We start from the raw sequence: 26,252 nt of genomic DNA, 5'->3' as shown, positions 1-26,252 counted from the left end.
AGATCGGCAGGCGGGGTCCCCGGCTTGACCCGCGCCCGCCTCGTGGTCAGGAATCGCCGGCGGCGTGCTGCTGGAGCAGATCGGCGTCCTGCTTCATGCCGCAGCGCGGACAGGTCAACTCATGGTCGCGGTCGCGGCCGGTCTTGCGCCCCATCCAGGGCCAGTCGCAGCTGGGGCAGGCCACCAGCTCCGGCCGGTCCCAGCTGGCGAAGTCGCACGCCGGGAAGCGCGTGCAGCCGTAGAAGGTCCGCCCCTTCTTGCTGCGGCGCTCGGTCAGTTTGCCGTCGCAGCCTTGGCGCGGGCAGGCCGCCCCCAGGTCGAAGGGCATCGTCTGCTTGCACTCCGGGTAGCGGCTGCAGCCCAGGAAGGGTCCATAGCGCGAATGCTTGACCGCCATGGGCGCGCCGCAGCTGGCGCAGACCTCGTCCGTGACCTGGGCGGCCTGTCCGCTCTCGCCCGGATTGCGCGAATACTTGCAGGCCGGGTAGTTGGTGCAGGAGATGAAGCGGCCGTTGCGGCCATGCTTGTAGACCAGCGGCTGGCCGCAGTCCGGACAGGCCTCCCCCACCTCCTCGCGCGTGCTGGCCCGGATCTCGGCGCGGGCCGAATCGGCGGCGCCCAGGGCGGCGGCGAAGGGGCCGTAGAAATCCTGGACCACCTCGCGCCAGTTCCGTCCCGACTCCACCGAATCCAGCTCCAGCTCCATCTGGGCGGTGAAATCCACGTTGAAGATGGCGGCGAAGTGGGTGACGAGGATGCGGTTGACCGTGATCCCCAGCGGGGTGGGCCAGAAGCGGCGCTCCTTCAGCTCCACATACTTGCGTTTGAGGACCATGTCGACGATGGAGGCGTAGGTCGAGGGCCGGCCGATGCCCAGCTCCTCCAGCGATTTGATCAGACTCTCCTGGGAATAGCGCGCCGGCGGCTTGGTGAAGTGCTGCTCGCTGTCCAGGGCGGCCAGGGCAGCCTCCTCCCCCTCGGCGATGCGGATGGGCACGCTTTTCTCGCGGACGGCGGGCGCCCCGCTGCGGGCGCGGACGGCGCGCGGCCGGCCGGCCTCGCCGCCCTCCGCCTTCTCCTCGGGCATGTCCTCGTAGACTTCCAGATAGCCCTTGCGCACCAGCACGCTGCCCGTGGCGCGGAAGAGGAAGCGGCCGCCCAGCAGGTCGATGGAGCGCTGGTTGAAGAGGGCGGGCACCATCTGGCAGGCGAGGAAGCGGTTCCAGATGAGGGTGTAGAGGCGGAGCTGGTCGCGGTTGAGGCTGTGCGCCAACTGGTCCGGCGACCAGGCCAGGCTGGTGGGCCGGACCGCCTCGTGGGCGTCCTGGGCTTTTCCCTTGCCTTTGAAGTGCACGGGCTTGTCCGGCACGACGGCCGGCCCGTAGCGCTTGGCCAGGAAGGCGCGGGCCTCCTCCACGGCGCTGTCGGCCAGACGCACGGAGTCCGTCCTCATGTAGGTGATGAGGCCGGCCCGCTCGCCGTTCTCCAGTTCCAGGCCCTCGTAGAGCTGCTGGGCCACCATCATGGTTTTCTTCGGACTGAAGCCCAGGCGGCGGGCGGCGTCCTGCTGCAGAGTGCTGGTGGTGAAGGGGGCGGGGGCCTTGCGCGCCACCTGCTTCTCGTTGATGGCGTGCACGCGCCAGGCGGCGGCCTCCATCTCCTCCTTGAGGGCCTGGGCCTCGGTCCCGCTGCGCACCTCCGGCTTCTCGCCCCCCTTGGCCTGGGCCGCCTCATGGCGGGCGGCGCCGGCGTCGCTGAAGATGCGCTGCAGCTCGGCCTCGAAGTCCTCGCCCGCGGCGCTGCGGAAGTGTCCGGTGAAGGACCAGTACTCTTCCGGCACGAAGGCCTGGATCTCCTCCTCCCGCTCGCAGATGAGACGCACGGCCACGCTCTGCACCCGGCCGGCGGAGAGGCCGCGGCTCACCGTTTTCCAAAGGATGGGGCTGACCTGGTAGCCGACCAGGCGGTCCATCACGCGGCGGGCCTGCTGGGCGTCCACGCGGTTCTGGTCCACCGCCTCCGGCTGCTGCACGGCGGCGACGATGGCCTGTCTGGTGATCTCATTGAAGCGGATGCGGTGGACGGGCACGGACTTCTTCAGCGAGGAGCGCAACAGGTTGGCGATGTGCCAGGCGATGGCCTCCCCCTCGCGGTCCTGGTCCGTGGCCAGCAACACCTCGTCCGCCTCCTTGGCCAGCTTGCGCAGCTCGGCGATCACTTTGGCCTTGCGCGGGGCGTTGACATAGCGGGGCTCGAAGCCCTGCTCCACGTCCACGCCCAACTCCCGCTCGGGCAGGTCGACGACGTGGCCCACGCTGCTGGCCACCCGGAAGCGGTGCGGCTGCCATCCTTCCAGATAGCGTCCGATCGTCTTGCTTTTGGTGGGGGATTCGACAATGACGAGGGTGTGGGACATCTCGATTGGGATTCTCTGGCTAGGTCCGGGCCCCGGGCAGGGGATCGGATGGACTCGGGTTGAGGCCGCCCGGCGGGCGATCAGTGCCTGCTGGCATGGAAGGGCAGCACCACCCGGCTCTGCTGGCCGGGATCAAGGCGGCCCTGACCCAGCATGTAGGTGTTGACAAAGGACTTCAGGTCGTCAATGGGCACGCTGGCGCGCTGCATCCAGATGGCACGCTCGATGAGCGCCTCCGTCTCGCCGGGATCCAGCAGGTCGTGATTCTGCAGTTCCGCCAGAAAGGAACGGGCCTCGGGTGTCAGGTAATGGTTCTCCGCCGCGTGGAGCACCCGCCGGCTGGCGGTGTGGACCACCCGGTCGAACTCGCTTTCCTCGGCATACTCCTGTCTGTCCAGCAGCCAGCCCAGGGCCTGGGAGATCTCCTCCTGGCCGTAGCCCATGGCCCCCAGCTCCTCGGCCAGGAGATCGGGGCGCAGCTCCATGCCGGGCTCCAACTCCAAGAAGCGGTGCAGCAGGTGGATGAGCAGCTGGGCGAATCGTGGACTCATGGACCTTTCCGGTTGTCTTGCCCGCGGATAATAGGATTCGCTCCGCGAAGGGCCAAGCCGCCGGCCCGCCGGGACCCCGCCGGGCCGCACATTGTTCGGATTTTCATCACCAAGCCAAGGCGATCACCCGGAAGAAGTGCATGCCCGGCGTCGACACCACCATCAGCCCCGGTTCCGCCACCTCCACCCAGGGCTGCCAGGGGGCCGCCCCGCCCGCCCGGCGCTCCACCCGGTAGCGGGTCGCGCCGGACACGGCGCTCCACGAAAGCTGCAGCATGCCGTTGCCGGCCAAATGGATGGAGAGGTCCGTGACCGGTGGCGGGGTGGGATCCAGGCCCTCGAGCAGAAGGTCGTCCACGAACCAGCCCAGCGAACCGCCGTTGGCGTCGCTGCCGAAGCGCAGGCGCAGGCGGACCGTCTGGCCGCCCCAGGCCGACAGGTCGGTGCGGACCTCCTGCCAGGGCAGGGTGCCCGACCAGCAGGGGCTGAAGGGAGGTAGCGGCTGGGTGCCCGGCTGGCTGTCCGGGCCGCGCCAGCGCACCACGTGGCTGTATCCCGTCTCCGGCATCAGCTGCGTCCAGGTGGTCCCGTTGTCGGCGGACAGCTCGAGGATGCCCGAATCGTAGGCCGAATCGGGGAAGACGGAGGAGACCGAGGCCTGGATGCGGTGCCAGAAGCGCAGGCGACTGTAGGGCCAGAGGGTGAGGGGGGGCGAGTCCAGGCGGGCGTCGAGCAGCACCGGGTAGTCTCCCGCGCCCGGGGCTCCGCACTTCCAGCTGTGGTCCGGGCTGTGGCTGTCCTGCGTCCCGCGATGCCAGGCGTCGCTCCAGCCGGCCGGCGCCCCGTGCGTCCAGCCGTTGTCCCCCGCCTCCACGTCGTCCTGCCAGTAGACAAGGCGCTGGCCGATGTCCAGGCCCAGGCCCAGGGTGGTCGTGAAACTGCCGTTGCCCACGGCCAGGCTGAGGGTGGCGAGGCCGGCCGGGGGCGCCTGGGCGTCCACCTGCAGGACGAAGGGCGTCAGGTTGGCCTCGCTTTGCCCGGCGGGCAGGGTGGGCCAGGAGGCCGTCCCCTGGCTGATGCCGAGCCAGGGGGTGTTGCTCGTCAGTGTCCCTGTGACACCGTTCAAGGGACTGGCCACCTGGTTGAGCAGGAGCACCGCCAGCTCCACCGTCTCCCCTGGTTCCGGCACCAGGTCGCCGTCGCTGCTGGACAGCACGTTCAACCCGGCGAAGGCCAGGGGCGTCACGTTCTGCGGATCCAGGGCGTTGAGCGTCGTCAACTGGGAGTTGAGGGGATCCAGCCAGTCCCGCAGCCGGGTGGAGGGGCTGCTGCCGCGGCCCCAGCTCATGGAGAACTTGCCGAACCAGTCGGGGGTGGGGCTGCTGCAACTGGCATAACCGCCGTGCAACTGCCCCACGATGCGGTGGTTGGGGTCGAAGACGGGGCTGCCCGAGCTGCCCGGCTCGGTCGTGCCGTCGTCCCAGTTGATCACCTTCCAGTGGCTGTCCACCACGCCCTGGTTGCCCAGGTAGCGGTCCGAGACCAGGGCGTTGTTCTCGAAGGAGATCTTCTTGATGTCGCCATTGGGATGGTGGATGCAGACACCCGCCGTGGGGGCGACATCCACCCGGCTCCAGCCGGCGAAGACCACCCCGTAGCTGGGGGGGATGGCCTCCGTCAATTGCAGCAGCGCAACGTCGGAGTCGGCGTTGTTGGCGCGGCGGATGGAGCCCTGGACCGTGTCCAGGGTGATGCCGTTCTGGTTGAAGCAGCCCGGGCTTTGGTAGTTGAACATGAAGATCCAGTTCGTCTCGCCGCCCAGGCAGTGGTTGGCCGTGAGGAAGTACTGGGTCTGGTCCTGGGCCGCGTTGTTGACCAAGGCGCCGCTGCAGATGCGGTAGCCGCCCCCGGTGAGGATCATGGCCACGGAGCGGATCTCGGCCGCCCAGGGATTGCCCTCCGGGCAGCGCACGTTGTTGTTGCAGGCGCCGCTGTCGCCGTAGTCGCGGTCCGCTTCCGGCCATCCGAAGATGTTGCGATAGGCGTGCACGACGCGGCTGGCCCGCACGCGGCCCGGCCAGGCGGCGCCCGCCGGCTCTTCATACTCCAGCGTGATCGCGTCCCCGGAGAGGGGCTGGGTGGCGAAGCTGCCGTCGGGCATGTTGTTGAGTTCGGTGAAAGCGCCGATGGTCAGGCTGCGGTCGTCATTGTAAAGGAAGAGGCGGGCGCCGGGCGGGAGGGAGAAGTCGTCGTAGAGCAGATTGAGCGAGCGGGCCCCCGGGCTGTGGATGCGCAAGCGCCAGAGCCGGCCGCCGTCGGGCAGATCCTCCGCCCTCCCCGCCTGACGCAGGTCAAGTTGCACCTCCAGCGGGGTGCCGAAGCGCAGGGGCAGGTCCTTGGGCTCTCCTTCGTCCTCGGCCAGCAGCAGCTCGTGGTCGGGGGCGGGCAGGACCACGGTGGGTGCTTCGGCCGCCAGCCGCTGCCCTGCGCTGGGCGGCGTGCCGCCGGCGCTGATCTGGGCGCGCAGGGGCGGGGCTTGGATCAGGAGCACGGCAAGGATCAGGGCCTGGGTGCTCGGCCATTTGAGGGTCATGTGTTTCATGACGGACTCCGCTCCGGGGTGGGTGGCGCGCCCGCAAGCAGGGCGGCGACGGGGAATCTTACCAAATCACAGGGCGACGCGGGATGAGGAGTGCCCGCCAAGGGCGTCTGGCGGGGTGGCGGTGTGCGGGTGGTCTCACAGGTGGGGGTGGATCGACAGGCGATGGGAACGCCGTGTCCAGCCCCTGGGCCGGCATGATGAGAAAACCGACGGCGGGGGCCGAAAAGGCGGGAACCTGAATAATCCGTTTCCAGTTTGGCGCCGCGCACCCCATGACGCCCCTTCGAAGGGCGGGTGGGGGGAGGTGGGTGGGGCGCGGGAAAAAGAGTATGAATCACGACCTGCCCGCGGGCATCGCCTCACCCTAATGCGCATCCCTCATCTCATCCCAGCCATGGACCTCTTCCGGCAGGAGAGGCAGGCCTCGGTCCGCCACAATCGCCTCCCTCAGCTCCCGATGCCGGACCGGATCGTACCACCACAGGCGGATGAGATCCCGGTAGTCATAGGTGCGTGACAGCACGCGGGGCGGCATGCCGAACTTGTTCCAGTAGAGGAGCCGCTCATAGGGCCCGTACCAGGCGTGGGCCACGTAGTAGCCTTCCATCAGCCGGCGATCGATGGCCTGGACCTGGCGGACCCGCTCCGCCTGATCGTAGCAGATGTCGTAGGCCGTGCACAGGCTGTCGATGACGGGATCCATCACCCCGGGATGATTGCCCGTGTCCGGCCCGATGGCGAACTCGCCGTGCCAGGAGGAGCGCGGGTCGGGAAAGAGGCTGCCCGTCCAGGCGCCGTAGTAGAGCTTGAACTTGCGGTCATTGAGCATCTTGACCCGCGTCGTGAAGGTCGTGGGTTTGAGCGAGAGGCGCACGCCGCCCCTCTGGAGCTGCTCCTGGATCACCGTGAGGAGCCGCTCGCTGGCCGCCGCCTCCGGACTCATCAGCTCGAAATCCAGTCGCTGGCCCGTCTCGTTCATGCGGACGCCGTCCCGGTCCAGGCGCTTGTAGCCGGCCGCCTCGAGCAGGCGGATGGCCTCGCGGGGATCATGCCTCACCTTGGGATTGTCCGGGTTCTCGTAGATGCCGCCCGGGTAGTAGCTGTCGTTGTGCAGGTACTGCTGGTAGAAGAGCTTGTCGATGAGCGCCTGGCGATCCATCAGCAGGGAGAAGGCCCGCCGCAACCGGATGTCGTGGAAGGGCTCCTCGCGGGTGTTGAGGACGAAACCCTGCAGGCCGTTGGGCTGGTCGTTGAAGATCTTCCGCTTCACCAGCCAGCCCCGCTCCAGTTGCATCACCTTCTCCGGCACCAGCTCGCGCACCCAGTACTTGGCCTCCGAGACGAGCAGCAGGTCCAGCATGCCCTTCTTTGTCATTTCACGGGCCAGGTTGTCCTCGGCGATGGCCACGAACTTGATCTGGTAGAAATTCCATTCGCCACGCTTGCGGGGGTTGGCGCGGTCCCAGTAGCCGGCGTCCCGGGTAAGGATGAGGCTGTTGCCCTGCCGCACATCCTCCTCGCGGATCAGATAGCGTCCCGAGCCCGGCAGCGGATGGTTTTGGAAACGCTCCATGTACTGCTTGCCGGTGAGTCCGCCGATGATGTGGGCCGGATAGACGCGCATCTCGGTGGCGAACTCCATCATGAGGCGCCAACTGCGCTTGGCCGTGCCGGTCTTCACCAGGTAAGGGCCCACCGCCTCGGGCGCCGTGAACTCGCGGTAGACCACGGCATCCCCCAGGCGCAGCAGGCCGTCGTCCACCTTGAGGCGCCAGGTGGCCGCCACGTCCGCCGCCGTGACACGCTGTCCCGTCTGCCACCGGGCCTCCGGGTTGATCCGGAACCACAACTCCTGTCCGCCCTCGGGAGGAAAGACCACTTTCCAGTGGGTGGCCAGCTCCGGCTGGTAGTCCAGGTCGGTGGTATTGACGCGGAGAAGGGTCTCGTAGCAGGCCTGGTTCATCATCTGCTGGAAGGCGGTGTGGGAGTCCTTGCCCTCGCTGCGCAGGGTGGCCGGGTACTCGGTGATGGCGATGCGGATGCGCCCGCCGGCCAGGGCCGAGGAGTCCGTGTCCAGGGGAAAGTCCACGCGCGTCTCCCAGCCCAGGCTGTCGGCCACAGCCTCGAAGCCGGCGCCGCCCATCCAGGCAGGTACCTCGGGCAGGGCGCCGGCCGGATGGTCCTCCACCGCGTAGCCGGCCTGCCGCCAGTGGGCCTTGGCCTCCACACCCTCGAGCAGCGGCAGGATCTCCCCCGTGTCGAAGCGGCCGCCTCCCTTCTGGCAAGCGGCCAGCAGGGGGATCATCAGCCAGGGGAAAGGCCGCCAGACGCGCCACGGCATCCGCCTCCGGACGGGCCGGGAGCCGGCGTCGGCCGCCCTAGCAGCCTGTCGGGCTTGGGCCTTGGATGGGATTCGCGCCCAAATCGTGGCCGGTTTTTCGGAAGTTTCGCAGGGCATGCTGGTGGTCTGTTCAAGAAACTTGCGGAAAATCCGGACCGATTGGGGCGATGAAGACCGCCAAGTGGCCAAGTCCGACAGGCTGCTAGCTGTCTGCCATCCAGTGCCATTGAATACAGGGTGCATGCGCATCCAGGCTCCCGCTGCTTGTGACGATCAAAGCCGCTGCTCTTGTCTCTGTGCGATGCAGCTTGCCATTTGCCCCAGACTTGTGCCAGGGACAGGCGAAAATGAGGGCGGGCAAGCCTTGTCTCTTCCTTAACAATCTCCTTACTTGCCCCGTCCAAAAGGTGCATCCATGTATTCCATGAACCGGCATCCCAACCAGAAGCTGCTGCCCGCCGGCCACACCTGAGGCCGGGCCAAGGCGGCGAGTTCGACCCCACCCCAACCCTGACCCTTCCCGCCCCCTGCGGCGCGGGAGCGTCGCAAGGAGGCATCATGTCCGTCGACTATCATCCCATGTGGCAGGAACTGGGCCTGGACCTGGAGGCGCACGACGCCCTCCTCGGCGTGCTGGGCCCGCTCTACGCCGAGGTCTTCCTGAGCCAGCCCAGGCGGCCCCGGGGCATGGACTGTTTCAATATCGTCATGAGCGAGGTGCACGGCCTGCGCATCCGCGAGCTGCTTGACCACAAGGCGCAGGGCGGCTTCGTCGTCGGCACCTTCTGCACCTTCGTGCCGGAGGAGCTGGTCCTGGCCGCGGGCGGCATCTGCGTGGGGCTCTGTGCCGGCGCCGAGTGGTCCACGCCAGAGGTGGACGCCCTGCTGCCGCGCACCACCTGCGCCCTGATCAAGGGCGCCTTCGGCTTCGCCTCGGCCCGTGTCTGCCCCTACCTGGCCGCCAGCGACCTGGTGGTGGGGGAGAACACCTGCGACGGCAAGAAAAAGGCCTGGGAGAGCTTCGGTCGTTTTGTCAACGACCTGCACGTGATGGACATGCCACAGGTCAAGAACGAGGCCGGCCGCACTCTGCTGCGCGAGCAGTACGTCCTGCTCCGGCGGCGCTTCGAGGCCCTGGGCGGCCGCTCCATCACAGAAGAGAGCCTGGGCGCCGCCATCGAGGTGGTCAATGCCAAGCGCCGGGCCCTGGCCCGCCTGCAACAGCTGCGCGGCGCCGAGCCCGCCCCCATCAGCGGCCTGGACGCCCTGCTCATCCAGCAGATCTCCTTCTATGACGACCCGGTCCGCTTCACGGCCAGTGTCAACGCCCTCTGCGACGAACTGGAGAGCCGCGTCGCCGCCGGCCAGGGCATCCATGAAGGACGCCGCCCGCGTCTGCTCATGAGCGGTTGCCCCATGGCCGTGCCCAACTGGAAACTGCCCCGCATCGTGGAAGAGGCGGGCGCCGTCATCGTGGGGGAGGAGTCCTGCATCGGGGCGCGCGGCCTGCGCAACCTGGTGGAGCCGTCCGCGACCACGGTGGAGGCCCAGCTTGACGCCCTGACGGACCGCTATCTGGGCATCGACTGCGCCATCTTCACGCCCAACCCCGGCCGCCTCGAACACATCCGCGAGATGTCCGCCAACCAGCGGGTGGACGGCGTCATCCACTTCGCCCTGCCCTTCTGCCAGCCCTACCAGTTCGAGGCCCTGCAGGTGGAGCCCGTTCTCGAGGGCGAGGGGCTGCCCGTCCTGCGCATCGACACCGATTACAGCCCGGAGGACGCCGGCCAGTTGGCGACGCGGGTGGAGGCCTTCCTCGAGCGACTGGCCGATTGATGCGGACCCTGGGCCTGGACATGGGCTCGCGGGCGATCAAGGTCGCCCTGGTGGAGGATGGCGGGCCGCCCCTGCTGAAGACGGCGCCCGGCGGATGGGATCCCCTGCAGGTTTGCGCCGGCTTGCTGGAGGGCGAGCAGTGGGACGCGATGGCGGTGACGGGCTACGGGCGCCACCTGGGCGCCCGTCACTACGCTTGTCCGGCCATCACGGAGCTGAAGGCCGTTGCCCTGGGCGCTGTCCGCCTGCACCCGGAGGTGCGCGGCGTGGTGGACGTGGGCGGCCAGGACACCAAGGCCCTCAGCCTGGACGGCGGCGGGAAGATGCGGAAGTTCGCCATGAACGACCGCTGCGCCGCCGGGACGGGACGCTTCCTCGAAGTGATGGCAACGGCCATGGGCCTGCGCCTGGAGGAGTTCGTGGCCACGGCCCTGGCCGCCGACGGGGCGGAGCAATTGAGCAGTCTTTGCGCCGTCTTCGCCGAGTCGGAGGCGGTCTCCCTCATCGGGCGTGGCGCCGGGCGGGACCGCCTGGCCCGGGGCATCCACCGCAGCGTGGCGCAGCGCATCCTCGCTCAGGTGCGAGGCCTGGCCCTGGAGGGTCCCGTCCTCTTCACGGGGGGCGGGGCCCTCAACCGCTGCCTGGAGCACGAGCTGGCGGCGGGCGGCTTGGCCCTGGTGCGAGCAGCCCATCCCCAGCATGTGGCGGCCCTGGGCTGCGCCCTGGCCGCCGGGGCGAAGCCTGTTCCCAGCCGAAGCTGAGATAGATCTCCCTGTCTTGCCCGGTCTCGTCCCCGCCTTTTGCGCTTGCCAATTGCCCGCCAATCCTGCTAATTCCCACTCCAAGATCGGAGTGACTTTGCGACTGCTTCTCTTGATCATCCTGGCGGCCGGACATGCCGCCCGGGCACAGCAGGGGCCGCCCCTGGACTGGGTGGCGACTCCCCTGCCCGGGTTCGCTGAATTCCATGGGCTGCTGCCGGCGAGCGGGGGCCTGCTCGCCTGGGGTGATGCGGGTCCCGACACGGAACGCCGTGCCCAGGTGCTCCTGTTGTCGCCGGGAGCCGACCAGGCGACCTGGATGTGGATGGACACTCTGCCGCGCAGCCGATTCCATGCCGCACGGACGGCGGCGGACGGATTCCTGCTGGCTGGTGAGGCCAATCGCGGGGACCTGACGCGCCCCTTGCTGATGAAAGTGGATGAAGCCGGCGCCGTCCTTTGGTCGAGCGAACCGGATTGGGGCGGCGCGGGAGCCCTCCACGCCCTGGCTCCCTTGGCCATGGGCGGCTGGGTGGTGGCGGGGGAGCGCAACCATCAGGCCCTGCTGGCGCGCCTGAACGAGGAAGGGGACACCTTGTGGACCCGCGAATTCGAGTTCTTCCCCGGCTACGACGACGTGTTCTACGACGTGGAGGAGCTGGCGGACGGACGCATCGTGGCATGTGGCCAGACCTTCCACGATTCCCATGAATGGACCAGCCGCTACGCCGTGCTGGCCTGGTTCGACCCCGCGGGCGGGCTGCTGGATCTCTTCCAGCCCTATGACGCCCAGATGTTCGCCCTGGAACCCTTGACGGACGGCCGCCTGGCCGTCACCGGCGAATTCCAGTTCGCCTACCTGCCGTTGTGGTTGGGCACCAACAGCCAGGACATGACGCACCGCTACTTCGGCACCCGCGAACGGGACATGCTGGCCCGCGACCTCCGCCGTTGTCCGGATGGCGGCCTGGCCCTCACCGGCCGCTGGCAGACAGCCGCCGGCAACCTGGCCAACCTCTTGCTGCGGGTGGACGACCAGGGGGAGGAGCTGTGGCGCGCGGGCTACGACGTGTGCGGATTCGACATGGCCTGGGGCCTGGCTCCCGCCGTGGACGGCTCCTTTTTCATGGCCGGGTTCTGCATGCCCAGCCGCACGGCCTTTATCATCGGCACCGCACCGGAAGCAAGTGCGGTCGCCCCGGCCACCCCCCGGCCACCCGCCCTGGGGAATCTGGTCGCGACGACGATGGGCCTGCGCCTGGAATTGAGGCCATCCACCACGGAAGCTTCCCCCCTGCGCCTGTACAACCTGGCGGGGCAGGAGCTGCGGCGTTGGCATCTTCCAGCCGGGCTGGATCGAATGGAGCTTGTGTTGGAGGGCCTTCCCGCCGGGCGCTACTTCCTGAGGGTGGAAGCGGCCGGCCCGGTGCGATCCTTGCCCTTCAGTTGGATCCCGTGACCGGGCAGTCACATTTGTCGGCAGCTGCTTGCAGCAAAGTATGGAATGACTCACTTTATTAGCTGAAGCCGGAAGGGGCTGGCTGCCGCCCGCCCGCCTGTTGGATCAACCCGCAGCCGGTTCTGTCTCACCGTCAGCAGCCGTGTCACCGTTGTTGGAATTGGGGAGCTGCTGACCATCACCTTTTGGAAAGGAAGTTGTCATGAAGTCCACCCTGTCCTTCCTGCTGGTGCTCCTCCTCGGCCTGGGGGGGAGTCCTGCCGCCACCGAGCATCCGGAGCAAGCTGCCGCCAAGGCCGCACCCGTCGCGGCGGGAGTGTCCGCAGACGTCCTCCAGGCCACCGTCACAGGCAAGAATGTCTGTCTGGGCGTGGAGCTGAAGAAGGACTCCGGCCTGCCCTGTTCCGCCTTTGGCAACCGGCACGCCCTCCTCGTCAGCAAGGTCGAGGTGGACGGCAAGCCGGTGCCCGGCTTGGATGGTGTCCTACTGAGCTACCTGGACACGGACGAGGCGCGGCCTTACATCAATGGGCACGACGGTGAGACGCTGACCCTGAAGGGAATGGTCTTCCGCAAGCACCACATCTTCGAAGTGACCGCGGGCCGGCCGCAGGACAAGGCCGCCAGGCCCGCGGAACACCCGGGCAAGAGCGAGCATCCGGACCACCCGCGCAAGGCCGATCATCCTGAGCATCCAGGCCACTGATGCCCAGTGGACAGGGAGCCCAAGGATGAAGACCTGGGGCATTGTCCTGCTTGCCGTCTGGGCGGCCATCGTGCCGATGGCGGGCGGGGCGGAGGAGCTTAAGGCCGTAGCCCTGGTTCCCGTCGAACGCATCGCCGCGGCCATCACGGCCCACATCGAGGCCAAATCCCGTGCCGACGGAGGACTCTACCGGCTGGACCACGAGGGCCAGACCCTGCACCTGGCGCTGGTCCGGGTCCACCTGGAGTACCTGGCCGATCTGGGGGACGGGCGCCAGTTCGCCTGCGTGGACCTGGTGGACACGGACGGAGCCGTCTACGACGTGGACTTCTTCCTGGAGGAGGAGGCCGGCGCCCTGGTGGTGGGCGAACAGAGCGTGCACAAGCTCAACGGCCAGCCCTACTACGCCTGGCAGCGCCAGCCGGACGACACCTGGCGACGCATTTCCGTGGAGGCCGCCTCCGATCGCGAACTGGGCGTGGTCACGGGCGAGGACCGTTTCGAGTTCACCTACCAGGTCACCCTGCCGGTGTTGGCCGGTCCCGCTGATCTGTGGCTGCCCCTGGCCACCTCCGACCAATTCCAGCAGGTGGAACTGGCCGGCCTCTCCTCCCCGGTGCCGGCGGCGGAGCTGCGGGACGAGCGCCATGGAAACCGCCTCTTGCATTTCCAGCCCGGACCTGGGGAGGGCGGGGCGGTCATCGAGCTGACCTACCGGGTCCAGCGCCGCGAGACGGGGCCCTATCCCTCGTCCGGACCAGTGGAGGATTTCCTGGCGCCGGAACGCCTGGTGCCGGCGGACACCCTGTTCCAGCAGACCGCCTGCCAGGTGACCGCGGGGTTGTCCTCCGACCTGATGCGCGCCCGCGCCCTGTACGACCACGTCATTGAGAACCTGCGCTACGCCCGCTTCGGTCAAGGCTGGGGGCGGGGCGACGCCCTCAACGCCTGTTCCATCGGTCAAGGCAACTGCACGGACTTCCATTCCTATTTCATCGCGCTGGCGCGCGCCCTGGGCATCCCGGCGCGCTTCGCCATCGGGGCGGCGCTCCCCGCGGAGCGGGACGACGGGGGAGTGGACGGATACCACTGCTGGGCGGAGTTCCATGCCGACGGCAAGTGGTGGCCGGTTGACATCAGCGAGGCGGACAAGTACTCGCGCCTTGCCACCTACTACTTCGGCCACCAGCCCGCCAACCGCTTCGAACTGAGCGCCGGGCGCGACCTGGTGGTGGAGCCGGGACCCGCGGCCGGCCCCGTGAATTTCCTGGCCTATGCCCTGTTGGAGGAGGGCGGGCATGCTCGTGAGGCCGTCACCCGCTTCTTTTTCCGCCGATTGCCCGGCGTGCCGGGGTCCTGAACCGCCGCGCACCCTGGCTCCACCAGCAAGAAGGAGGAAGCTCGCACGTGCCGAGCTTCCCCCTTCGGATGTGTGGTGATGTCGGGCCCCCGGAGGAGCATCCACTGGTCAGAAGGTTGCCACCTGATCGGCGGTGGCGGCCCATTCCGCCAGAAGTTCCATGCTGCCTGGCTCCACGCCTTCGATCAGTTGGGTGGGCCCGAACCCGCGGGCCGCAGCGCAGCTGCCTCAGGTGGCGGCGGCGCCCTTGCGGACAATGGACGTCAACATCCGCTCCACGTTGTACCACCCTTGCGGCGTTGTCTGCCCTTTGACGGCACAAGCCACGGCGTCCCCCATCAGGAAGAGCTTCACCTGGCAATCACTCCGCTTTTGCAACGCCATGGCCAGGCGCAGGCCGTTGTAGGTACGTTCTGTGCCGTAGGGCCCCTCGTTCAGGATGATCAGCCAGTTCTTCATGGTGCGGCTCTTACTTCAGGACGGTGAATCGCTCGGTGATCGCCTCGTTGCCCGCCGTGAGGCGCAGCAGATAAGTGCCGCTGGCCAGGTCGCCGGCGTCGAGGCTCAATTCATGGACACCGGCGCGCATGGGACCGGTGTGGACCTCCTTCACCCGACTTCCTGCCAGGTCGAAGATGACGGCCCGCACGATGTAGGGCAGGTCGGTTTCGAAGCGCACCGTACTCGTGGGGTTGAACGGATTGGGAAAGAGACTGGTGAGGCGCAGGCTGGCCGGACGCCGGGGCGCGTCCCCCAATGCGGACGCATGGTTCTGGTGGATGTTCGTGGCGAAGGCCGCGGCCTGCTCCAAGGTCAGATTGTCGCCAAAGCCCAGATGGCAACCCAGGCAGGCGTAATCCAAGGTGGCATGGGCCTTGCCGTCGACATCCTGGTTCCAGAAGGTGTTGCTGCCCTCGGTGTAGGTGTTGTTGGTGGCGGCGATGGGCTCCGTCATGATGGAGAAGAGGTGGCTGCGCACGTCGCCCACATACTGGCCCGTGGAGATGGCGCTTTTGCCCAGGAGCGGCATGTGGCAATCGATGCAGGCCACGCTTTCCATGCCGGCCACCAAGTAGTTGCCCGTGTGGCAGTCCGTGCAGGACGTGGTCATGCCGCCGTCGTTGTAGACCGTGGACTTGTGCGGATTGTGGCAAGAGGCGCAGGTCATGGCGTCGGCATGGGGGGAGTGCGCCATCTCCTCCGACTGCTGATGGTGCTTCATGAAGCCGCCACCCCAGGGCATGCGGAAGCTGGCGTCCCGATAATGGCAGGCCGCGCATTCCTGACCGCCCGGCATGGGATTGGCCCCCGGATTGGAGATATGGGAGCTGCCCGGGCCATGGCAGGCCTCACAGCGGATGCCGTCCTGGGCCCAGGAACCGACGATGCCGGGCAGGCCGTGCTGGCTGGGCCCGTTCACGTTGTAGCCCGTGGTGTGGCAGCTGCCGCAATCGAAGGTGCCCGCCGTGCCCGGATTGTAGGGCGACCACGTCTCATTCTGGGGATTCCATTGGGTGGTCTCGCCCGTCACGCCCGTCATGATGTAGCCATCGCGGTTCATGTAACGGGTTTTCCAGAAGTAGTTGCCGATGACATACTCGACGTCGCTCCAGGTCACGGGCGATCCGTTGACCGACGAGGGCAGCGGTGGCACCGGTGTATGCGGCCACGTGTTGGCGGCGGGTACGCCGCCCTGGGTGCGGAAGATCTTCCAGGGATGGCCGCTGTTGCGGTATCCCTCGAAGAATCCCGTGTACGGGTTGTTGGCGTGGCAGGCGCCGCAGATGGCGTCCCCCACATAGGTCTGGGCCGTGGCGGCGGACGCGCAGACCAGGACAAGCAGGGCGAATCGTTTCATGGGGCCTCCAGACATGGATGATGTTATAGGTTGTTGGGCGACTCCAATGTCAATCGCTTGATATGCGATCAATAAGTGGTAGTTCATTTCATGAACTTTGAATCGACTAATCACTCTGCACGAAAGTAGGGGGTGGCATTGTTTGCTTGAATCCATTGGCAATCAAACCCTTGTTTGCGAAGCTGTCCTCGTCCTCCGGCTCCCTGTGCGTGGCCGTCGGCCCCTGGCCAAACCTGTTATTAATTTCGATAACGAAGACCGTAATTCCATGACAATTCCTGGACTAGACCGCGAAATCCTGCTGGCCTTCTGGAAAGCCCACATCCTGCATCATGCCGAACGGGAGGGTGTGGTCGGCCAATGGATGATCCTGGAGCTGCGCCGCCACGGCTATGAGATCAGTCCTGGGACCTTGTACCCCATGCTGGCCCGCATGGTGCGCCGTGGCTGGCTGTCCGTGACACATCAGGATGACATGAAGCACGGACCGCGCACCTATGGGATCACCGAGGACGGTCGCGCGGTGCTGGAGGTCCTGCGGGAACAGATCACCGAGCTCTATCGGGAAGTTGTGCTGGGTGAGGAGGACGACCTGAAGGAACCCCATGGTTCTGCATGAGATGGTCACTCCCAGCCGAAGCTGAGATGGATCACCCAGGCCTTGCCCGGTCTCGTCCCCGCCGCCAGGCGCAGCGGCCCCAACAGGGTGCGCAGCGCCACTTCCATGCCCAGTCCCAGCTCGTTGCGGCGCCCTCAACCGCTGCCTGGAGCACGAGCGGGCGGCGGGCGGCCTGGCCCTGGGGCGCACATCCCAATCCCCAGCATGTGGCGGCGCTGGGTTGCGCCCTGGCAGCCGGAAAGGTGTCGGATTAGTTGCCGGATTGGCGGACTGCCGCCTATTCCCATCCCAGGCGCAGGTAGATCTCCCAGGTCTTGCCCGGTCGAGTGCCCGCCGCCAGACGCAGCGGCCCCAGCAGGGTGCGCAGCGCCACTTCCATGCCCAAACCCACCTCGTCCTGGCGGCCCCCCAGCGCCAGATCCCGCTCGCTGCGGGCCACCGCCGCCACCGGCATGACGCTCAGGGAGCGATTCAGCCAGACGCGCAAACCCAGCCAGCCGGAGGCCAGGCGCGGCGCCCAACGCTCGTCGCGTGACATGCCCGGTGTCTGGGGCCAGCCCCCCATGGGAAAGTAGAAGGGGGGCGGCAGCTCGCCCTTGAGGTCGAAGCCCGCCTGCAGGCCGCTCTCCAGGGTGATGAGGCCGGCCCGGTAGGGAATGGTGCCCGCCTCCCGGGCGGCGGTGGAACTGGACTCCAACCGCCGGGTCAGCGTGTGCCAGACCGCCGAGTGCCAGACCCGAGCCATGATGGAAGCCCGCGCGTAACGCTCCCGTTCGAGGTCCGGAGGCTGGTAGAGCTGGGCGCGGGAGGTCATGATGAACCCGTGGGTGGGATGGTCCAGGCTGTTGCGCGTGTCCACCTCCAGGGAGAGGCCGGCCACGTGGGCCCGCTCGCGGACCCTCACCCAGGTGGTGTCGGCGATCTCCGGCGTGGCCCGCGCCCACACGGTGGACAGGCTTCCCTCCAGGCGGGTGCCGCGGCGCAGCACCACACCGCTGCCGAGACCCACACCGGCCTGTTCCAGATCATAGCTGGCCACCGGCCGGCTGTCCTTCCCCCTCAGCTTCACCGCCGCATTGGAGTAGCGGGCGTGGGGATGGTGATAGAGGCCGGAGTTGAGAAAGCTGCTGCGCCAGTAGTCCAGGCCAAGCTCCGTCAACCCGCCGAAGCGTCCATTCAACCGGAGCAGGGAGCCGGGGCCGCGCGGGCGATCCCAGTCCATGCCCACCTCCAGCCACACCTGGTCGTGCTCGTTGTAGCCTGGTCGAAGCTCCAGCCAGGACTGGCTGGGGCCGTCCACCTGCAACAGCAGAGCCGCCGGGGCGCATTGCCCGTGGTGCGGGCGGATGTCGGGGTCCTCCAGCGTGATCTCGTAGCCGGCGCGCTGGGCCAACCTGGAGGAAATGAAATCGCGCACACGCCGCGACACCTCCCGCGGGCTGAAGGTGTCGCCGCGCTTCAGTCCCAGCAGTCGCTCCGCCTGCTCCAGGCTCACGGTGGAGCTGCCCTCCACCCGCAGGCTGGCCAGCCAGAGCGAATCGGGTAGTGCAAGCCGGACGGGGGGTGTCTTCCCGTGCAACTGCACGCCGCGGGAGGTGAGCAGGGCGATCAGCTCCGGCTCCACGGCCAGGACTGCCTGATAGCCCAGCTCCATGAGCAGGCCCACCTGCTCGAAATCGACCAGCCCGAAGCGCGACACGTCCGGGGAGATGACCAGGTCCGCCAGCTGGGCGGCCTGCCGTTCCTGGACCAGCGTGAGAATCTGCCGGGACTGGTCGGCCACGGCCACCAGATTGTCCAATTCCCTAAGCGGCCGCAAGTGCACGGGCAGATCCACCGCCACGATCAGGCCGGCACCCAGGCGCAGCGCCAGGTCGGTGGGCAGGTTCTGCGTCAGGCCGCCGTCCACCAGCACCCGTCCTTCGATCTCCACCGGCTCGAAGATGGAGGGCAGGCTCATGGAGGCGCGCAGGGCCTGGGGCAGGGAGCCGCGCGACAGATGGACGGGTGCGCCGCACTCCAGGTCCGTGGCGGTGCAGGCGAAGGACCGGGGCAGGGCGAGGAAGTCGATCTCGCCGTGGACGCCCTGGGTCAGGTCGCTGAGGAGCAACTCCGCCTTGTTGCCGCGGAAGAGCTGGCCGGGCGGCTTGAGTTGGCCGCTTTTCAATTCCAGACGCAAGCCCTCGGGGCGGTTGAGGAAGCGCGCGTTGCCGATCAGCCGATTGTGGGCCGGCCGGTCGGTGAAGGTGCCGGCCCAATCGATCCGCCGGGCCAGGCTGTCCAGCTCGACGCCGCTCCAGCCCAGGCTCCACAAGCCGCCCACAAGGGCACCCATGCTGGTGCCGCAGACGATGTCCACCGGCACGCCCAGCTCCTCCAGCCGGCGGATGGCGCCGATGTGGGCCAGCCCCCGCGAACCGCCCCCCGCCAGCACCAGGGCCACGCGGGGAGGCGTGCCGGCGGTGGTGGCCACGGTGTCCTCGGTTTGTTCTTGTGACGTGGTCTGCTTCCCCGCCGATGTGGCAGTCCCTGTCAACCGGGCGGCCGCTGTCACCACGGGGTCGACCGCCTGGGCCTGGAGGGTGCCGGTCGCGGCCAGCCAAAGGGCAAGCGCTATGTTGATCGTCCGCTTCACGAAAAAAGGTACGAACGATGCGCCGCCTCTTTCTGCTTCTTTGGTGGCCCCTGGCCGCCCTCGCCCAGCCGCAGCTTCCCCAGGAGGCGCTGCGCTTCAACCCGCCCGCCCTCGACCTGGGCCCGCGCCACCTGGCCGTGGTGGACACGGCCGTCTGGCTGGTCAACGACCACGACGGCATGGTCGACCTGGACGGCCTCGCCGGCCTGACCGGTCGCGTCCTGGCGCTGGATCTGCCCGGCCAGCTGGCAAGCGGCGACAGCAGCCTGGTCGTCCTGCGTCTTGATTTGCGGGACGATCTCGACCTCGAGGAGGCCCTCGTCCTGCGCGCCCCGGCGGTGGGCGGCCTGCCCCAGCTGGCGCTGGCGGCCCAACCGCGCCACGCCCATCCCGACTGGACGGGGGCGGCCAACCTGTGGGGCACGGCCCTGAAGAGCTACCTGCAGACGCAGGTCGCGGGGCACACCGACCTGGGCTACACGGGGGCCCGCCAGCAGATGTTCGGCAGCATCGACAACGTGGACGGCCAAGTGCAGTGCGTCTACACGGGGACCTGGGTGGCCACCACCGGCATCCCCGACGCCAACATCATGAACACGGAACACACCTGGCCGCAGAGCATGGGCGCCGAGGGCACGGCCCGCAGCGACCTGCACCATCTCTTTCCCACGCTCAACTCGCCCAACTCCATCCGCGGCAACCTGCCCTTCGGCGACGTGGTGACCGCCAACTGGAGCCAGGGGGGCAGCCTGCGCGGGACCGACGCCAACGGCGTGACCGTCTTCGAGCCCCGCGACCAGCACAAGGGGGACGGGGCGCGCGCCCTCTTCTACTTCGCCCTGCGCTACGGCAACCTTTCCAGTTTCCTTACCTACCAGGAGCCGACCCTGCGGGCCTGGGCCCTGGCCGACACGGTCAGCCAGAAGGAGTTGGAGCGCAACGACGGCATCGAGGCCGTGCAGCACAACCGCAACCCCTTCATCGACCACATGGGCTGGCTGGCGCGCATCGCCTCCCTGGCCGGCAGCGCCGACCCGGCGCCCACGCGCCTCCTGGTCCTGCCCACGGACAGCCTCTGGCTGGCCGCCGCGCCGGGCGACACCATCTGGCTGGACCTGCCCCTGCTCAACGCGGGCAACCAGACCCTCCTCGTCGGCTACCTGCAAAGCTCCTCCCCGGCCGACTTCTCCGTGGTGGAGGCGCCCGCCGCCATCGCCGCCGGCCGCCTGGGCCGGACCCGCCTCGCCTTCCATCCGCAGGCGGCCGGGACGCAGGACCTGCTCCTTACCATCAGCACCAACGCCCAGAACGGCTCGCTGCGCCAGGTGGCGGTGGGCGGGACGGGCACGGAGACGGCGCTGCCCCTGCCGCCCGCGCGGCCCGGCGGCTGGCGCCTGGCGGCCATCGCGCCCAACCCCTTCAACCCCACCACCCAGGTGACGCTCGAGTTGGACCGTCCGGCCGAGCTGGCCCTGCGCCTGTTCGACGCGCGGGGCGCCCTGGTCCTGGAGCGGAGCGACAGCCTGCCCGCCGGCCGCGCCACGCTGCCCCTGGATCTGGGCGGGCGGCCCAGCGGCCGCTACTGGCTGACGGTGGAGGACGGCGCGCGGCGGGAGACCTTGCCCCTCACTTTACTTCGCTGAGCCTGCCCGATCGGGCTAAAGGTGACTATTGCCAGGTGCGGCGCCTGAGGGGCGCGCCGTTGTTGGGGACGGGATTGATCTGACCGAGTGGCCGGGCCCGCCTTGGCGCCTGTCGGGCAGCAGGCCAAGGATACCAGCTGTCATTGACCGCTGGTCGGCCACACCGCAAGAGAGCTCTGCATCGCCTTTCCCGGTCGGTTCCTTACAAATGTCCAAGAAAACAAGGGTGGCCCCATTGCCCTTATTGTGAAATTTGTCGATACTATCGATGAATTTCACAATAGGATGTCTGTCATGTACATCGAGCGCCAAATGGGAGTCGTGGCCCGGGAACTGGCCGCATCTTTTCCCGTACTGACCCTGACTGGTCCACGTCAATCGGGCAAGACCACCATGGCCCGCCACTGCTTTCCCCAGCTGGCCCACGTCAATCTGGAGGAGCCCCAGGTGCGGGCCCAGGCTCTGGCCGATCCCCGGGGCTTCTTCGCCCGCTTTCCGGAGGGCATGTTGCTGGACGAGATCCAGCGGGCGCCGGATCTGCTCAACACCGTGCAGGTGCTGGTGGATGCAGACGGGCGGCCCGGACGCTTCCTGCTCACGGGCAGCGAGCAGGTGGGCCTGCGCCAGGCGCTGTCCCAATCCTTGGCGGGACGCACGGCATTGCTGCACCTGCTCCCCCTCAGCCTGGCCGAACTCTCCGCTGCCGGACTGATGCCGGGCATCGAGGACCTGCTCTTCACCGGCTTCTATCCCCGCGTCCACGCCGCCAAGTTGCCGGCCTACGCCGCGCACGCCGCGTACATCCAAACCTACCTGGAGCGCGATGTGCGTTTGCAGGGTGAGATCCGCCTGCTGTCCCACTTCCAGCGCTTCCTGACCCTGTGCGCCGGCCGGGTGGGTCAACTGCTCAACCTGAACGCCCTGGCCGGCGAGGTGGGAGTGGCCGCCTCCACCCTGCGGGAGTGGCTGAGTGTGCTGGAGGCGGCCTACGTGGTCTTCCTACTGCCGCCATGGCATGCCAACCTGGGCAAGCGTTTGGTGAAATCGCCCAAGCTCTATTTTCACGATGTGGGCCTGGCGGCCTTCCTGCTGGGAGTGGAGGAGGCGCGGCAACTGGTCAGCCACCCCCTGGCCGGCGCGCTCTTCGAGAACATGGTGGTCGCTGAGTGCATCAAGGCCCGCCACAACCGTGGGTTGCGCAGCAATCTGAGTTTCTATCGCGACCATGCGGGTCACGAGGTGGATCTGGTGGCGGACTCCCCTGATGGCCCCCTCCTGGTGGAGATCAAATCCTCCCGCACCCTCCACCAGGAGTTCACCAGGGGATTCGCGGCCTTCGAGAAAGCCACGGGCCGCGAGGCCCGCCACCGTTGGATCGTGTATGCGGGGGAGAACCTGGAATCCGCCTTCGGCGCCCGGGCCATCCATGTGCGGCAGCTGGGTGACGTGTTGGCAGAGGCTCCACGCGCCTGATCCAGGTGATCATGGGACGCTGCCGCCTATGGAGCGCCGCTTTCCTTCCCCCACATCCGCCGCAGGAAGCCCGCCCGCCCCGAGGCCTCCTTGTAGCCCTGGTAGCGCAGGGGCTGCTTCTTGTGGTAGTCCTGGTGGACATCCTCGGCGGGATGGAACGCCATGGCGTCGCGGATCTCCGTGACGATGGGGCGCTCGAAGGTGCCGGAGGCGGCCAGGGCCTCCTTGCTGGCCTGCGCGGCGGCGCGCTGCTCCGGCGTGTGGCAGAAAATGGCCGTGCGGTACTGGCTGCCCTTGTCGGCGAACTGGCCCCAGGCGTCGGTGGGGTCGATGTTGCGCCAGAAGACCTCCAGCAACGTCTCAAAGGTGACCTTGCTGCTGTCGAAGGCCACCTGCACCACTTCCAGATGCCCCGTCTCCCCGGAGCACACCTCTTCGTAGCTGGGCTCCGCCCCGCGGCCGCCCATGTAGCCGCTGGTCACGGCCAGCACGCCCTCCAGCTGCTCGAAGGGCGGCTCCATGCACCAGAAGCAGCCGCCGGCGAAAGTGGCCAACTCGTAATTCCTTTTTACATCAACAGCTTCTGGCTTCATTTTCCCCTCACAACCCATGCTGAAAAGTAGCAAAATGCAAAAGTATTTCACCATTTCGGCAAAAGTAGACCGTCTCTCCAAAGCTAACATTTTGGGATCCTCTTGCCGTTTCTGATCGTGGCCGCCCAGTCTTGGGGTGGAAGATCGCAATCTCACGCATCTGCTCAGACGCTAAAGCGCCGAAAGACAGGGCATGAAATTCCGATCACCTAGCTTTGCAGAAAAATATTTCCGAAATCCACACTACAGCCGGAAAACGGTCTTGCATAATGCGCCCCACGCGTTATATTGGGCGCCCCATTAAGACGGTTCATTGACAGCCAGTGAAGGTGGAGTCAGGCCCACCAAACGGGGAACAAGCTGAAGATCTTCGCTTTAACGGGACAGAGTTCATTCGGTAACGAGGAGCTTTGACCTGGCAAGGTGCTAGGCTTTGTTTCTAAGTTGAGGTGTGCAATGATCACTGTTCACGAGACGAATGTACTTCCGGAATTCCGGAAGGCGGGTAAGGACTTCTTCCATGGAACGAAGAAGGTCGTTCTTCTCGAACCTGCTGATCCAGAGGCTATGAAGGCCCTTGAGGATGCAGGGCGCTTCCCTATCGATGTGGAAGCTCTTCGAAGTGATGTGGTAAGGGGAAACCAAGCCCGAAATCTGTTGAAGTTCTTTGGCAAGGAGATCCCGACGAACAAGGATTACTTCCAGCGTTCAAGAGATCAACAAGACTGAGAATAGCTTGGCTGTCATGATACTTTGCCCCCCTTCCCTCGTGGTTGGGGGGCTCTTTTTTGTCTATCCATGCCAAGTCACTTTGTTTCAGGACCTCTGACACTTCCTCCACTTTCGGCAAGTAGTCAACCTAGGCTAACCAACCTAAGCCACTTGGCTTGCCCAAGTCACCATACGTAGCCGCATTTCTCGTTCATTTACCGGTATAAGAACAGGTACAAAGAAACCAACCCTGTTCAACCCGAAAGGAACGAACCATGAGACCGCGAACCCTGACGGTCAACGACCCCTTTGTGCCTATCCAACGTGTGCCCCTATTCACCCCAGCCGGTGTGCAGTCCAGCCGCTACGCCATCGTGCTGGATCCGCAGGGTGCCCATGAGGAAGCGGGCATCGTGTCCGACGACTACAACCTAGTGGAGAACTCCCGTGTGGTGGAGACGGCGGAGCGAATCCTGGCGGAAGGCGCTCTGGAAGCCTCACGGGGCAAGACCTTGTTCGATGGACGACGCTTCCGCCAGCGGTGGGTGCTGGGGCAGCACACCTTCGAGACCCAACCCGGTGACATCGTCGCCCTGACCTTGGACGCCTGGAATTCCTACGACGGCTCGGCCAGATTCGGCGTCGCCTTCAACATGCAGCGCCTGGTCTGTTCCAACGGCATGGTGGTCGACCAGTTGCTGGGTGGGTTCCGCTTCAAGCATAACCAGGCCCATGGCGAGGTCTTCGACTGCGAAGTGGAGCAGGCCGTGGAGCGGCTCCAGCAGTTGTCCCAGAACATCCACCTGCTCGCGCCCAAGTTCCAGACCATGACCCGGCAGAAGCTCTCCATCGCGGGGATCCAGCGCGTCTTCAGCGACCTGGAGATCCCGCGCCCACTGGTGTCCGATGTCTTCATGGAACTGGAAGGCAGCCGCGCCTGGGATCTCTACAACGCCTTCACCCACGTGTTGACCAGGCAGGAGTCCTTCGGCGCCGAGCACACCAACCGGCGTGTCACGCAGTACTTCCTTGACCACGCGAGGGGTTGACCATGGAAGCCCTACGCCAATCCACCATCTACAGCTACCTGCGCTGTCCCTACCAGCACTTCCTGCAGAGCGCCGAACCGGACAAACGGACATTCCGACACCCCGCCGCGATGCACGGGACTGTGCTCCATAGGCTGATCAAGCGCCTGCACGAAGGCGACTGGGATATGGATCTGCAGGCAGCCTACCTGCTGGCCTTCCAGCACGAAGTGACAAACGGACAAAACGACACGCTGCCCGTGCGCTGGAAGGATGAATCCGAAGAGCGCGACCAGTATCTGTCCGACGCGGTGGCCATGCTGGAGGGCTACCGCAGCAAGGCCTACAACCGGGACTGCAAGATCCTGATGGCCGAGGCCCAATTCACGGTGAGGATGGGACGGCATCAGCTGACGGGAACCTTGGACCAGCTGCGCCAGCACCCGGACGGCACGCTGGAGCTGGTGGACTTCAAGAGCGGCAAGACCGCACCGCCCCAGGCCTATGTGGACCTGGACTACCAACTGTCCATCTACGCCTACGCCTTGCTCCACGGCACTCTGCTGGTGGACGGCAAGCTGCTGCAACCACGCATCCTGCCGGATCGCTTGACCCTCTACTTCCTGCGTCACCACATCCCCTACAAGCGGGCCACAGGCGGCAAGTCCGCCGGGGAAGAGCGCGGGGATCCCCGCATCAGCACCACCCGCAACCTGGACCAACTGAAGGCCATGAAACAGGACGTGGCCCATGTGTCACGGATGATGAAGGCAGGGTGCTATCCACGCTCGCCGGATCCCATGAAGTGTGGTGTCTGCGCCTTCGCCGACGCCTGTCGTGGCGCGACCCAAGACGCCCGCCTGCCCATGGCCCGCCTGGAATCCCTTGTATCACAACTGGAGGAAGTCGCATGAACAGCCCTGCCCACATCAGCGAATGCCTGCCCGCCCTGGACATCGATCTGCAGGCCGAACTGGATCGCATGACCGAAGGCGTACACATGCCCTTGCCCCGCGTGCGCGTGGAACACAGTCCCAGTGGCCAGCATCGCCTGTTCCTGGATCTGGGGCCGACCATCGAGGACGAAGGCCTGGTGGTGCCTCTGGTAGGCAACCAGTTGTCGGGAATCGTGGTCGCCCACCAGCACATCCGCGCCGTGTTTGAGGAAGGGGGCACCCTGCCGGTTTGCGCCGCTGTGAATGGCCAGCCCACCGTGGACACGCCCCAAGCCACGGCCTGTGAGCAATGTCCCCTGAGTGGCTTCGGCAGCCGCTGCAAGCCCAAGGTGCGCCTATTGGTATTGGCGCCTGGAGAAGATGGGGAGCCTGCCCTGTGGGTCTTTCCCCTGTCGCCCACCAGCATCAAACAGTGGCATCGCTATGTGCAGCGCCTGGCGCGGTCCAAGGTGCCTTACCTGGCCGTGCGCACGCGCTTCGAATTGAAGGACATCCAGCGCCCGCCCTATCGCTATGCCGAGGTGCTGATGACGGTGGACCGCCTGATCACCCAGAACGAGCTGGTGCAGGTGAAGGCAGTGCGGGAGTCCTACCACGATGTTCTTGCCACGGTCGTCAAAGACGACTACCAAGATCCGGGAGATGCCGGCCATGCAGAGGCGTAAGCGCGGAATCGACTGGGGGGATCTGCTGGTGGACCT

The 26,252-nt window shown here is 66.8% G+C and carries 20 protein-coding genes; 12 read left to right on the top strand and 8 right to left on the bottom strand.

Translation table 11 applies throughout. The features are described from left to right. Positions 1-46: 46 nt before the first annotated feature. The 4 genes from topA to Q8O14_05925 form a co-directional block, all read right to left on the bottom strand. Positions 47-2,416, bottom strand: a complete 2,370-nt coding sequence (gene topA / locus Q8O14_05940) for a type I DNA topoisomerase (GenBank protein ID MDP2360277.1) — start codon at positions 2,414-2,416, stop codon at positions 47-49. A gap of 80 nt (positions 2,417-2,496) precedes the next feature. Continuing rightward, entirely contained in the window at positions 2,497-2,967 is a 471-nt protein-coding gene (locus Q8O14_05935) for a DUF494 family protein (GenBank protein ID MDP2360276.1), read from the bottom strand. 106 nt (positions 2,968-3,073) lie between these two features. Then, positions 3,074-5,569 carry a trypsin-like peptidase domain-containing protein gene (locus tag Q8O14_05930; protein ID MDP2360275.1) on the bottom strand — a complete coding sequence of 832 codons (2,496 nt, stop codon included), beginning with the start codon at positions 5,567-5,569 and terminating at the stop codon, positions 3,074-3,076. A gap of 364 nt (positions 5,570-5,933) precedes the next feature. After that, positions 5,934-7,910 (bottom strand): ABC transporter substrate-binding protein, encoded by a 1,977-nt coding sequence (locus Q8O14_05925; GenBank protein ID MDP2360274.1) that lies wholly within the window; start codon positions 7,908-7,910, stop codon positions 5,934-5,936. A gap of 558 nt (positions 7,911-8,468) precedes the next feature. On the opposite strand from Q8O14_05925, the gene Q8O14_05920 reads away from it, so the two are divergent. The 5 genes from Q8O14_05920 to Q8O14_05900 all read left to right on the top strand — a co-directional run bounded on the left by Q8O14_05920 (position 8,469) and on the right by Q8O14_05900 (position 14,035). Further along, a complete protein-coding gene (locus tag Q8O14_05920; protein ID MDP2360273.1) occupies positions 8,469-9,749 on the top strand; it encodes a double-cubane-cluster-containing anaerobic reductase in 1,281 nt (426 codons plus the stop codon). Beyond that, complete coding sequence (locus Q8O14_05915) at positions 9,749-10,510, top strand: acyl-CoA dehydratase activase (protein ID MDP2360272.1); 762 nt, start codon at positions 9,749-9,751, stop codon at positions 10,508-10,510. The genes Q8O14_05920 and Q8O14_05915 overlap by 1 nt, the downstream gene beginning before the upstream one ends. Before the next feature lie 97 nt (positions 10,511-10,607). Continuing rightward, entirely contained in the window at positions 10,608-11,969 is a 1,362-nt protein-coding gene (locus Q8O14_05910) for a hypothetical protein (protein MDP2360271.1), read from the top strand. Positions 11,970-12,171: 202 nt separating this feature from the next. Then, complete coding sequence (locus Q8O14_05905) at positions 12,172-12,675, top strand: hypothetical protein (GenBank protein MDP2360270.1); 504 nt, start codon at positions 12,172-12,174, stop codon at positions 12,673-12,675. 25 nt (positions 12,676-12,700) lie between these two features. After that, positions 12,701-14,035 (top strand): transglutaminase-like domain-containing protein, encoded by a 1,335-nt coding sequence (locus tag Q8O14_05900; protein ID MDP2360269.1) that lies wholly within the window; start codon positions 12,701-12,703, stop codon positions 14,033-14,035. A 228-nt stretch (positions 14,036-14,263) separates the two neighbouring features. Here the strand turns inward: Q8O14_05900 and Q8O14_05895 are convergent, their stop codons facing one another. Beyond that, a complete protein-coding gene (locus tag Q8O14_05895) occupies positions 14,264-14,494 on the bottom strand; it encodes a DsrE family protein (protein MDP2360268.1) in 231 nt (76 codons plus the stop codon). A gap of 10 nt (positions 14,495-14,504) precedes the next feature. Further along, positions 14,505-15,893: a T9SS type A sorting domain-containing protein gene (locus Q8O14_05890; GenBank protein MDP2360267.1), complete on the bottom strand. Its 1,389-nt coding sequence runs from the start codon at positions 15,891-15,893 to the stop codon at positions 14,505-14,507. Positions 15,894-16,035: 142 nt separating this feature from the next. Here Q8O14_05890 and Q8O14_05885 point away from each other — a divergent pair, with 142 nt between their 5' ends. Further along, a complete protein-coding gene (locus Q8O14_05885; GenBank protein MDP2360266.1) occupies positions 16,036-16,512 on the top strand; it encodes a PadR family transcriptional regulator in 477 nt (158 codons plus the stop codon). Between the two features lie 277 nt (positions 16,513-16,789). On the opposite strand, the gene Q8O14_05880 is transcribed toward Q8O14_05885, so the two are convergent. Beyond that, entirely contained in the window at positions 16,790-18,985 is a 2,196-nt protein-coding gene (locus Q8O14_05880; protein MDP2360265.1) for a patatin-like phospholipase family protein, read from the bottom strand. A gap of 179 nt (positions 18,986-19,164) precedes the next feature. Between Q8O14_05880 and Q8O14_05875 the strand changes: the two genes are divergently transcribed. Both Q8O14_05875 and Q8O14_05870 read left to right on the top strand, forming a co-directional pair. After that, positions 19,165-20,790, top strand: a complete 1,626-nt coding sequence (locus Q8O14_05875; protein MDP2360264.1) for an endonuclease — start codon at positions 19,165-19,167, stop codon at positions 20,788-20,790. Positions 20,791-21,084: 294 nt separating this feature from the next. Then, entirely contained in the window at positions 21,085-22,263 is a 1,179-nt protein-coding gene (locus tag Q8O14_05870; protein MDP2360263.1) for an ATP-binding protein, read from the top strand. Between the two features lie 26 nt (positions 22,264-22,289). Here the strand turns inward: Q8O14_05870 and msrA are convergent, their stop codons facing one another. Next, positions 22,290-22,856, bottom strand: coding sequence for a peptide-methionine (S)-S-oxide reductase MsrA (gene msrA, locus Q8O14_05865; protein ID MDP2360262.1), 567 nt, complete (start codon positions 22,854-22,856; stop codon positions 22,290-22,292). 456 nt (positions 22,857-23,312) lie between these two features. Here msrA and Q8O14_05860 point away from each other — a divergent pair, with 456 nt between their 5' ends. The 4 genes from Q8O14_05860 to Q8O14_05845 all read left to right on the top strand — a co-directional run bounded on the left by Q8O14_05860 (position 23,313) and on the right by Q8O14_05845 (position 26,216). Continuing rightward, positions 23,313-23,585, top strand: coding sequence for a hypothetical protein (locus tag Q8O14_05860; protein ID MDP2360261.1), 273 nt, complete (start codon positions 23,313-23,315; stop codon positions 23,583-23,585). 257 nt (positions 23,586-23,842) lie between these two features. Beyond that, positions 23,843-24,616, top strand: a complete 774-nt coding sequence (locus tag Q8O14_05855) for a DUF932 domain-containing protein (GenBank protein MDP2360260.1) — start codon at positions 23,843-23,845, stop codon at positions 24,614-24,616. A 2-nt stretch (positions 24,617-24,618) separates the two neighbouring features. Beyond that, positions 24,619-25,509 (top strand): PD-(D/E)XK nuclease family protein, encoded by an 891-nt coding sequence (locus Q8O14_05850; GenBank protein MDP2360259.1) that lies wholly within the window; start codon positions 24,619-24,621, stop codon positions 25,507-25,509. Beyond that, on the top strand, positions 25,506-26,216 hold the full coding sequence (locus Q8O14_05845; protein ID MDP2360258.1) for a hypothetical protein: 711 nt from the start codon (positions 25,506-25,508) through the stop codon (positions 26,214-26,216). The genes Q8O14_05850 and Q8O14_05845 overlap by 4 nt, the downstream gene beginning before the upstream one ends. The last annotated feature ends 36 nt before the right edge of the window (positions 26,217-26,252 follow it).

The sequence above is a fragment of the bacterium genome (genome assembly GCA_030685015.1).
In the GTDB taxonomy this organism is placed as follows: Bacteria; CAIWAD01; CAIWAD01; order CAIWAD01; family CAIWAD01; genus CAIWAD01.
Note: the sequence above shows the minus strand (reverse complement) of the source record. Positions and strands in the feature narration are given on the sequence as shown.